The 9,216-nt window shown below is 63.2% G+C and carries 7 protein-coding genes; all 7 read right to left on the bottom strand.

Going from position 1 to position 9,216, the window contains the following annotated elements:
- Positions 1–37: 37 nt before the first annotated feature.
- The 7 genes from ACRQHG_RS06850 to ACRQHG_RS06820 all read right to left on the bottom strand — a co-directional run bounded on the left by ACRQHG_RS06850 (position 38) and on the right by ACRQHG_RS06820 (position 9,159).
- The gene (locus ACRQHG_RS06850) at positions 38–2,548 is read right to left on the bottom strand and encodes a heavy metal translocating P-type ATPase (RefSeq protein ID WP_284896051.1); all 2,511 of its coding nucleotides are present in this window, start codon (positions 2,546–2,548) and stop codon (positions 38–40) included.
- Positions 2,549–2,794 (bottom strand): heavy-metal-associated domain-containing protein, encoded by a 246-nt coding sequence (locus tag ACRQHG_RS06845; protein WP_284889779.1) that lies wholly within the window; start codon positions 2,792–2,794, stop codon positions 2,549–2,551. It lies immediately after the preceding gene.
- Positions 2,795–2,888: 94 nt separating this feature from the next.
- Complete coding sequence (locus ACRQHG_RS06840) at positions 2,889–4,472, bottom strand: Eco57I restriction-modification methylase domain-containing protein (protein WP_284896053.1); 1,584 nt, start codon at positions 4,470–4,472, stop codon at positions 2,889–2,891.
- 86 nt (positions 4,473–4,558) lie between these two features.
- On the bottom strand, positions 4,559–5,809 hold the full coding sequence (locus tag ACRQHG_RS06835; protein ID WP_435719849.1) for an ATP-binding protein: 1,251 nt from the start codon (positions 5,807–5,809) through the stop codon (positions 4,559–4,561).
- 114 nt (positions 5,810–5,923) lie between these two features.
- The gene (locus ACRQHG_RS06830) at positions 5,924–6,607 is read right to left on the bottom strand and encodes a DedA family protein (protein ID WP_016441929.1); all 684 of its coding nucleotides are present in this window, start codon (positions 6,605–6,607) and stop codon (positions 5,924–5,926) included.
- 104 nt (positions 6,608–6,711) lie between these two features.
- Entirely contained in the window at positions 6,712–8,166 is a 1,455-nt protein-coding gene (purB, locus tag ACRQHG_RS06825; protein ID WP_284896057.1) for an adenylosuccinate lyase, read from the bottom strand.
- Between the two features lie 96 nt (positions 8,167–8,262).
- The gene (locus ACRQHG_RS06820; RefSeq protein ID WP_284896059.1) at positions 8,263–9,159 is read right to left on the bottom strand and encodes a fructosamine kinase family protein; all 897 of its coding nucleotides are present in this window, start codon (positions 9,157–9,159) and stop codon (positions 8,263–8,265) included.
- Between the last annotated feature and the right edge of the window lie 57 nt (positions 9,160–9,216).

Genomic DNA, 9,216 nt, shown 5'->3' with positions numbered 1-9,216 from the left:
GCGTGCGGCGGCGTGCGCCCAGCGATTCGGAGCGGCACTACTCGGCCCGGCGCAGCCGCAGCGAATTGAGCACCACGATAACCGAGGAGGAAGCCATGGCCGCGGCGGCCAACCCCGGGAGGATAATTCCGGCCACCGCCGCCGGAATGGCGATGAGGTTATAGCCGAAAGCCCAGGCCAGATTCTGGCGGATGACCCGCAAGGTGGCGGCGGAGATGCGCAGCGCCGCCCCCACATTGCGCAGATCGGAATTGACGATGGTGATATCGGAGGCGGCTTTGGCCACGTCCGTGCCCGAGCCCATCGCGATGGAGAGGTCCGCGGCGGCCAGAGCTGCGGCGTCGTTCACCCCGTCCCCGACCATCGCAACCCGCCGGCCCTCCGCGCGCACCGCTTCCACCACCCGGACCTTGTCCTCGGGAAGGACTTCGGCGTGCACGATCTCGATGCCGACGGCCCGGGCCACCGCGCGGGTGGTGGCCGCGTTATCCCCGGAGGCCAAAATCGGGGTGAGGTCCAGGTTTTTGAGTTCGGCGACGGCCGCGGCGGAGGTGGGGCGCAGCTGGTCGCGCACCGTCACGAGGGCGAGCGCTTCGTGTGCGCCGGTTTCGCGTGCCAGCATCACCAGGGACGCCCCGCCACTCGCGGCTTCTTCCAACACAGCCTCCCACCCGGAGAGATCCACGCCGGCCTCCCGCAGCGCCCGCGGCGAGGCCGCGTAGTAGCGCTGCCCGCCGATGGTGGCGCGCACGCCCTGCCCGGCCAGATTCTCAAAATCGGTGGCGGGGGCGAGCTCCAGCCCCTCCTCGCGTGCCCGGGCCACAATGGCGCGGGCGAGGGGATGCTCGGAATAGTTCTCCACGCTCGCGGCCAGGGCCAACGCTTCTTTCGCTTCGTTGTGCGCGTTTTCTTCGTGGGTCGCTTCTTTTTCCGCCGCTTCTTTGTCCGCGGCTTCTTGTGTGGCGACGACGCCGCCAGCCGCGCCATCAGCCCCCGCCGGCGGGAGAATCACCCGGTCCACGGCCATGGTTCCGGTGGTGAGGGTTCCGGTTTTATCCAAGATGATGGTGTCTACGCTATGGGCGCTTTCCAGGGTTTCCGGGCCGTGGATAAGGATGCCGCGCTGGCTAGCCCGCCCGGAACCCACCATGAGCGCGGTGGGGGTGGCCAAGCCTAGAGCACAGGGGCAGGCCACCACCAGCACGGTAATGGCGGTCATGATGGCCAGGTCCAGGGGGTTGCCGAGCGCCAGGCGCACCCCGAACGTCGCGAGCGCAATGAGGATAACGGCGGGCACAAATACCGCGGAGACCCGGTCCGCCAGGGCCTGCACCGGGGCTTTCCCGGATTGGGCGCGGGTGAGGAGGCGGCCCATCTGCGCCAGGGTGGTATCGCGGCCCACCCGGGTGGCCCGCACCCGGATCGCACCGGCGGTGGTGAGGGTCGCCCCGGTCACCTCATCGCCCGGGCCCACGTCAATAGGGGTGGATTCGCCGGTGAGGAGGCTGGCATCCACCGCGGTAGTCCCGGAGACCACCACCCCGTCGGTTGCAATTTTCGTGCCGGGGGCCACGAGGAATTCGTCCCCGACGGCCAGGTCGCTGGCAGAAATAATTTCATCAACATCCGCTCCGGAGGCGGTGCGTACCCGGCGTGCGTCGTCGGCCCCTAAAGCGAGGAGGGACCGCAGCGCATCGCCGGCACTGCGGCGCGAGCGGGTCTCCAGCCAGCGCCCCAAGAGGAGGAAGGTGACGATCATGGCCGCGGTTTCGAAATACACGTGGGAGCCGTGCGCGGCCCCGGTGGTGAGCGCGTGGATGCCAGTCATGGACATGCGGTAGTCGGCGCCGCCGGCTCCGCCCCACAGTAGCGCCCAGATCGACCAGCCCAGCGAGGCCAGTGTTCCCAGCGAGATGAGGGTGTCCATGGTGGTGGAGCCGTGGCGCAGCGCGGCGGCGGCCGACCGGTGGAAGGGCCAGCCGCACCAGAGCGCGATCGGGAGGGTGAGCGCACCGATGGCCCACTGCCAGTACGGGAATTGCAGGGCCGGGATCATGGAGAGGGCCACCACGGGGATGGAGAGGGCCAGCGAGATCCAGAAACGGCGCCGCAGCGAGGCGATGCGGGCGCTCGCCTGAGCGTCGGCTGCTTCACGCGTAGCTGCTGCGTGGGCGGATTCGGCTTGCGTGCTCGCGGTTGTGGTGGCCGGGTGTGCGTCGTCGTGCGGTTTGGTAGTGCCCGTGCGGGCGCCCGCGCCTGTAGTAGTGCCGCGCCCGGCCGTTGGGGTGAGGTCCGTGCGGGAAATGAGCTGGGCCTCGTAGCCGGCCGCGCTGACCTGGGCGAGGAAATCTGCGGTGTCCAGCTGCGCCCCGGTTTCGCTGAGTTCGAGGCGGGCTTCGTCGGTGGCGAGATTGACGGAGGCGCGCACCCCGGGCAGCTTATTGAGTTTCTTTTCCACGCGCGCCACGCAGGAAGCGCAGGTCATCCCGGAAATCGCGAGGTTCACTTCGGCAACGGGAGCTGCGCTATCCGGCGTGGTGGATGTCATTTAGCGGATGATCTCGGTCACGGTATAGTCGCCGGCTTCGGCTACTGCGGCTTTGAGGTCGTCGTCGGAAAAATCGTGCGGGGTGTACACGAGCACCGAGGAGGTGCCTTCCGGGTTTAGGGTGACGAGCACGCTGTTGACATCCGGGAGAGCATCGAGTTCCGCGCTTACGTGCTTGACGCAGTTTTCGCAGGTCATCCCGGTTACTTTTAGTTCAATAGTGCGATCAAATTCTTCTGTTGCCATGGTGCGCCTCCTTCTTCAGCCCCGAGGTGGGGTGCACTCGGTTTAACACGATTCCTGGTGGTGCTATTCCCGCATGGCTTGCGGCTCGGGAATCCTAGTAGCGTTCTTCTTCGCGCATCTGTTTCAGAATCTCGCTTGCGGCTGGCTCATCGGGCGTAGGCTCGGCGGGCGTAGACGCAAGCTTACGAAGGCCCGGCCAGAGAATTGTTGCTTCCTGTACGTCGCCGTTTTTCCACAGCTGCAGCAGTGGAGAATCTTTCTGCTCGAGTGGCTTTTTATCCATGTTTTTCATTGTATGGCCCAAGGAATAGCTGACCAGCGCATGACGGTCCGGGAATTTAAGGAGGCGAAGATCGGTGGCATTCACTTGAGTATGGCCACTGAAAACACGGAAGTAGGCATCAATCTGCGGGGAGTTAAGCCAGAGTGCGATCCCGCGGGCCAGCACCGGGTCGAGGCCGCCACCGGATTCGTGGATGTAATTGAGCTTATTGTCGAAAGCCGAGGGCTCTGCGCTGGTCCAAACGGCCGATACAATCCTGCGCGCTTCTTCTTTGGAGGAGAATCTTTTTACCAGCACATAGCTTCCGGCCGGACATAACAGTTTTAGCCCGGCACTATCTACGGGGTGAATCCACTGCGGCTTTGACAGTGTGGCTCGCGGATGAACAACCCGGTGATCGACGATATTCGCCGGGTAGATCAAGCGTTGAGAGCGAAGGTCGGGATCAGTATGTACTATTTCTTTGCAGCGAAAACCAACCACCTTGCCAGTTGAAACACTGAGCCCGAGATCAGCCAAAGTATAGGGGAAACTTTCCATCCAGGAAACCGCATCGCTATCGCTTTGCGAGGCCGGCACAAAAATAGCGTTGGATCGGATGACCTCCGCGGCTGATACAGTGCGTTCACGAACCGGAGCGTAAGCATCCATGGAAGAACGGATGAGGATCCGATCTCCTTGGATTCCCGCGCTCACACACATAATGAGCGACTCTTGCAGAACATCCATATCCCCAAAAATCAGGGAACGAGACTCAAAGGTGTGAATCGCGTCAAGGGAAACCCTGTTGGTGAGATCCTTGCGGAAGTGTGAATAGTAGGTGCCATTCATCCACGAGCGCGGCGAAATAGCCACCATCTGGCCCTGCGGCGTCAATTGGCGAATCCCCAGTGCAATGAAGGCCGCATACACATTAGGAACCTGTATTCCATGCGCGCGCAGCGCTACATCATCCGGGCTGCCCACGCGGAGTTTGTGATACGGAGGATTCTGAATAATGAGATCGAAATATTGCCGCGCCCGCGGAGCCCATTCGATGTAATTTTCCGGCACAAGCGTGACCGTGGCACCCAAGCGGGCGCAGTCCTCCAGGGCCTCCCTGAGCGCGGGGAGAAGATCCGGATCGTTCTCAACCGCGGTGAGCTCAAGCGTGAGATTCGGGCGAGCCGCGCGCAGATAACTAGCCACCGCAACGCTGAGCATCCCGGTTCCCGCACCGGGATCAAGGATGCGGATCACGCCAGATTCCGGCAGACGCGACATCCGCACCATCCGTGCCATGATTCCAGCAACGGCAGGCGGGGTGAAGAACTGCCCACGCGCTGCTTGTTCGGCGGAATCCAGGCAGGCTAGAGCGGCATCACGCCTGTGTTCAGCCCGCTCCATCATCTCCATGGGGCAATCCTAACGTAGGGCCCCGACACAAATATGCCCCCGAATTCGTGATCGCTGCGCGGCCGGAGTGCGCGCCGTCGCCGAATTTACGCCCCCAATAGCGCGAGGGGGATAACGTAAATCCCGTCGGGGCGGCGGTATGTCTGGGTGCCGGTGTTGAGGACCATGAGCAGCGGGTCGTGTTCGGGAATTTGCTTGCGTAACCACAGCAGGTGCTGCACATCATGCTCGCTAATCGCGTTGGCGAGTTTCACCTCCACTCCGGCGATTTCTCCGCTCGGGCCCTCAGCTATCAAGTCCACCTCGTGGTCTCCGTTGCGGGTTCGTAAATGGAATACGCGGGCCCGGTTGGCTTCGGCTGCGACTCGCACGCTCAGCGCGGCTAGGGACTCGAATAATTGCCCCAAGAACTTCTGCCCGCGCGCGCCCAGCAATGTGGTTTCGTTCAGGTTGAGTAGCCGCAGCGCCAGTGCCGGATCAGCTAGCTGGTGTTTCGGGGCGAGCTGCAGCCGCTTCAAAGCGTTACTGGCGGGTGCCCAACCGGGGATGGGGTCCAAAATCCACAGTGCGGTGAGGTGTTCCCGGTACGTAATCGTGGTACTTTTTGCAGGCTGCGTGCCATCCCCACCGGTGGTGGCATCTAATAAATTGGCGTACGAGGTTGTGAGGGAACTCGCCGCCGCGTACGCAGCTAACCAGCGGTGCAATACTTCCGGGCGGCGCACCGTTGCCCCGTAATCAGGTAAATCACGGTCGATAATCAAGCGTAGATACGAATCCAGTAACTCTTGGGTCACTTCAGCGGATTTCGTCATGATCCCGGGGAAGCCGCTCCGGGCTATGGCGCGGCAATAATCCGGCAAAGCAAAATCCGTATGGCCGGCTATGTTTTGACTCGGGTTTCTGAGCAGTTCACCGAAACTCACGCTAGGCTCAACAAGGCCGCGTTCGAATAATGCCATTGGGCGCAGCCGTAAAGAGAGCACTCGTCCGGCCCCGCTGTGCAGCCCGCTGGCATCGAAAGGCGTGGCTGAGCCGGTCAGCAGGAATCTTCCCGCAGGTGCACCCCCGTCTACCTGGCGCCGCACAGAATCCCACACCGCCGGGACTTTCTGCCATTCGTCCAATAGGAGGGTGCCGGGCGGGACGGTGGTGAAATCCGGATCCGCGGCCGCCACATATTGAGTTTCGGGGCGGTCAAGCAGCCATACTGTATTCGCGCGCTGCAAGGCGGTGGCGGTTTTCCCCACGCCTTTCGCGCCGTCAATCGCGATTGCGGGAACCTCGGGAAGTAATGCGTCTAGCCGCTTATCAATTGCTCGCTTATGGTAACGCATAGCTCTATCCTACCGTTAGCAGGCGCCCTACGCTACCATTAGCCGGATTTCTATCCTACTTTTAGCCGAACTTCTACGCTACCTTGAGCCGGAATTGCTTGAGGGTTTTACTTTCTAACGCCCCCGCCGGTTCACAACCACGCGGTGAATAATCCACCCCACCGCGATCACCAGGCACACCACCGCCACGATCTTCGCGAAAATCCCCACGTAATCTTCCACGATGGTCCAATTCGCGCCCAGCAGGTAACCGGCGTAAATCAGAATCGTATTCCAGATCGCCGAGCCCACCGCCGTCAGCGCGGTAAATTTCAGCATCCCCATATTCGTCACGCCGGCGGGAAGCGAAATAAGGGAGCGGAAAATCGGCACCATGCGCCCGAAGAACACGGTCCAACTGCCGTGCTTATCGAACCAGGCCTCGGTTTTATCCACGTCGGATTGTTTGGTGAGCGGGAACCACAGCAGAATTTTGCGGGTACGTTCCCGCCCGAGCCAGGCGCCCAGCCCGTACAGCAGCCACGCCCCGGCCAGCGAACCGGCGGTACACCACAGAATCGCGCCGATGAGCGTCATATTCGAGGTGGGCGAGGAGGCCGTGAACCCGGCCAGCGGCAAAATCACCTCGGAGGGCAGCGGCGGAAAAATATTTTCCAGCGCGATAAGAAGCGCCGCTCCGAACCCGCCGATAGCGTCCATCACGCTGACCACCCAGCCGGTGATCCCGCCCATCGCGCCCGGGTCGCCGCCCGGCGCCGGTGCGGTCGCCAGGACGCTCGTCCATGCTGCTACGTTCACGCTTCTCCTCTGGTTGCGAACGCCGCGAAGTGCGGCACATATGCCGTATTTTTTACGACGACGCCGCCGCGCTACCGCGCGGCCTGCCGGTTACCTTAGCAGGCTTAGCTGGCTGCGGTCCCGGGCGTGTCTTCCAGGAAATCCACGAGGCGGGCAGCCAGGCCGGTGTACCCGGCCGGGGTGAGAGCAAGAAGACGTTTCTCCACGTCCCCCGGCAAACCCAAGCCCGCAATAAATTCCCGCATATCTGCCGCGGTGACTTTCCGCCCGCGGGTGAGTGCCTTGAGCCGCTCGTAGGGATCTTCCAGATGTTCGGCCCCACCCAGGGCCGCGGCCCGCATGGCCTGCTGGATCGGTTCGCCCAGCACTTCCCAATTCGCTTCCAGATCCGCGGCGAGTTTAGCGGGATTGGGATCCACTCCGGCCAGCCCGCGCCGTAAATTATCGAGGGCGAGGTAGGAATGCCCGAGCGCCACCCCGATATTGCGTTTCGTGGAGGAATCGGTGAGATCGCGCTGCATCCGGGAGGTCACCAGCGTCTGGCTGAGCACCCCGAAAAGCCCGGAGCTGATCTCAAGATTCGCTTCCGCATTTTCGAAGCGAATGGGATTGACCTTATGCGGCATTGTCGAGGAGCCGGTCGAGCCCTGCGCCGCCAGGTTCTGATGGAAATAATCAAGCGAAATATAGGTCCACATATCGGTGGCGAGGTTATGGGCGATGCGATTGACGTGCGCAATATCGTCGAAAAGATCGGCGAGTGCATCATAGGACTCAATCTGGGTGGTGAGCGGATTCCAGCTCAGCCCTAAGGATTCCACAAAATCGCGGGCCAGTTCCGGCCAGTTCGCCTCCGGAATCGCGGTGGCGTGCGCGGAGAAAGTCCCGGTGGCCCCTGAGAATTTCCCATAATATTCGGCGGCTTCTACCCGGCGCAGAGACCGGTGCAGGCGGTGCGCGAAAACGGCAAGCTCCTTGCCAACGGTGGTGGGCGAAGCCGGTTGCCCGTGCGTATGAGCCAGCATGGGCAGCTCCGCGTGGGTGCGAGCCAGCTCGCTCAAATCAGAAACCAGGCTCCAAGCGCGCGGCAACCAGCAGCGGCGTACCGCATCGCGCACGCCCAGCGCCCAGGCCAGGCTATTAATATCCTCCGAGGTGCAGAAAATATGGACCATCTCGCGCAGGTGGCCCAGCCCGCCAGCGTCCATACGCTTCTTGATGAAGTATTCGACAGCCTTGACATCGTGCCGTGTTTCCGCCTCAATGGTGGCCAGCTCGCGTGCCGCGGCGTCGTCGAACTTTTCAGGAAGTGACCGCAAATATACGACGGCGCTGCCGGGCAACGCCCCCACCCCGGGAATCACGGCGCGTTCGCACAGGAAAATCAACCATTCGACTTCCACGTGAATCCGGTAGCGGTTAAGCGCGGCCTCGCACAGGTAGGGCTGGAGCGGGGCGGTGGCGCTGGCGTAGCGGCCGTCTAAGGGGGATAGCGGCCCGGAAATATTCGGGACGGGGGTGGATTCGGAAGCTGATTCTGGCGCGCGCTGCTCACTCATGGCTCTATTCTGGCAGATCCGCGCCCGGCTGGCAGAACCGCGGGCGTACACCGGGGTGCCCGGTGGTGGCCGGGAATGCACGTTCGGCTGGAATAACTAGAGGTAGGGCCGGGCGGCGGCCAGGGTTTCCGCGCCGTAGGAACCGCCGAAAAGCGCGGCGTGGAGGATGAGGATATGGAGGCTGTGCAGGCCGATGCGGTGCTGCCACCCGGAAGCCAGCGGGGAGACCTCGTTATAGCCGGCGTAGATTTCCTCCACGAACGGCGCGCGGAAGACCGTGAGGGTGGCCAGGTCGGTTTCCGCGTGTCCGCCGTGGGAAACCGGGTCGATGAGCATCCCGCCGCGCTCCGTCCACATCACATTGCCGCTCCATAAATCGCCGTGGAGCAGGGCGGCCGGGCTGTGCACCAGGGCCGGCTGAGGGCTATCGAAAGCGCCGTCGCGCAGGCGCTCGCATAAACGCTCCAGGGCGTGGGTGCCGCTCGCATCCAACGCACAGTTGTCGCGGGCGGGGCCCAGGTAGGGCTCGATGCGATCCGCGGCGTAGAACTCCCCGAAGCCGCGGGTGGGGGAATCGGCGGGAACCACCGGCAAATCCCAGGAACCCAGCCGGATCCGGCGGGAGCGGGTAGTGGCGGGCGCGGTCGTTTTTCCGGGTTTGGCGGTTCTACCTGGTGAACCCGCGTTCCCGGGCGGGGCCGTGTTGGAGGGCGAAGCCGCGCCACCGGGAGCCTGCCCGAAAATCCGGTGCCCGGAGGGATCCCAGGCGTGGGTGTGGGCCAGGCGCGCCCCGAATTCCCGCGCGGCCAGCGCGGTGGCGCGCACGGAGCGCAAGCGTTCTTCACGAATAACACCGCGGTCGTGATCCGCGGCGGTGGACAGGAGGGGCACGACGGGCGCCCCACCACTCGGCGTGGCCTCAGCCAGCTCCGCCAGCGAGAGCGCCTCACCCCAGATCTCAGCCGGATCACCGGTTTTCACAAAGGTCTCCATACCCGCATCCTACGGCGCACCGAGCTGGGTGGCGCACCGTTTCGGATAACGGTGCGC

The organism is Actinotignum vesiculae, assembly GCF_051267215.1.
Taxonomy (GTDB): domain Bacteria; phylum Actinomycetota; class Actinomycetes; order Actinomycetales; family Actinomycetaceae; genus Actinotignum; species Actinotignum schaalii.
Note: the sequence above shows the minus strand (reverse complement) of the source record. Positions and strands in the feature narration are given on the sequence as shown.

What these genes read in the sequence shown, in the direction of transcription:
- ACRQHG_RS06850 (WP_284896051.1), bottom strand. Translation starts at nt 2,548, where the DNA reads ATGACATCCACCACGCCGGATAGCGCAGCTCCCGTTGCCGAAGTGAAC.
- ACRQHG_RS06845 (WP_284889779.1), bottom strand. Translation starts at nt 2,794, where the DNA reads ATGGCAACAGAAGAATTTGATCGCACTATTGAACTAAAAGTAACCGGG.
- ACRQHG_RS06840 (WP_284896053.1), bottom strand. Translation starts at nt 4,472, where the DNA reads ATGGAGATGATGGAGCGGGCTGAACACAGGCGTGATGCCGCTCTAGCC.
- ACRQHG_RS06835 (WP_435719849.1), bottom strand. Translation starts at nt 5,809, where the DNA reads ATGCGTTACCATAAGCGAGCAATTGATAAGCGGCTAGACGCATTACTT.
- purB (WP_284896057.1), bottom strand. Translation starts at nt 8,166, where the DNA reads ATGAGTGAGCAGCGCGCGCCAGAATCAGCTTCCGAATCCACCCCCGTC.
- ACRQHG_RS06820 (WP_284896059.1), bottom strand. Translation starts at nt 9,159, where the DNA reads ATGGAGACCTTTGTGAAAACCGGTGATCCGGCTGAGATCTGGGGTGAG.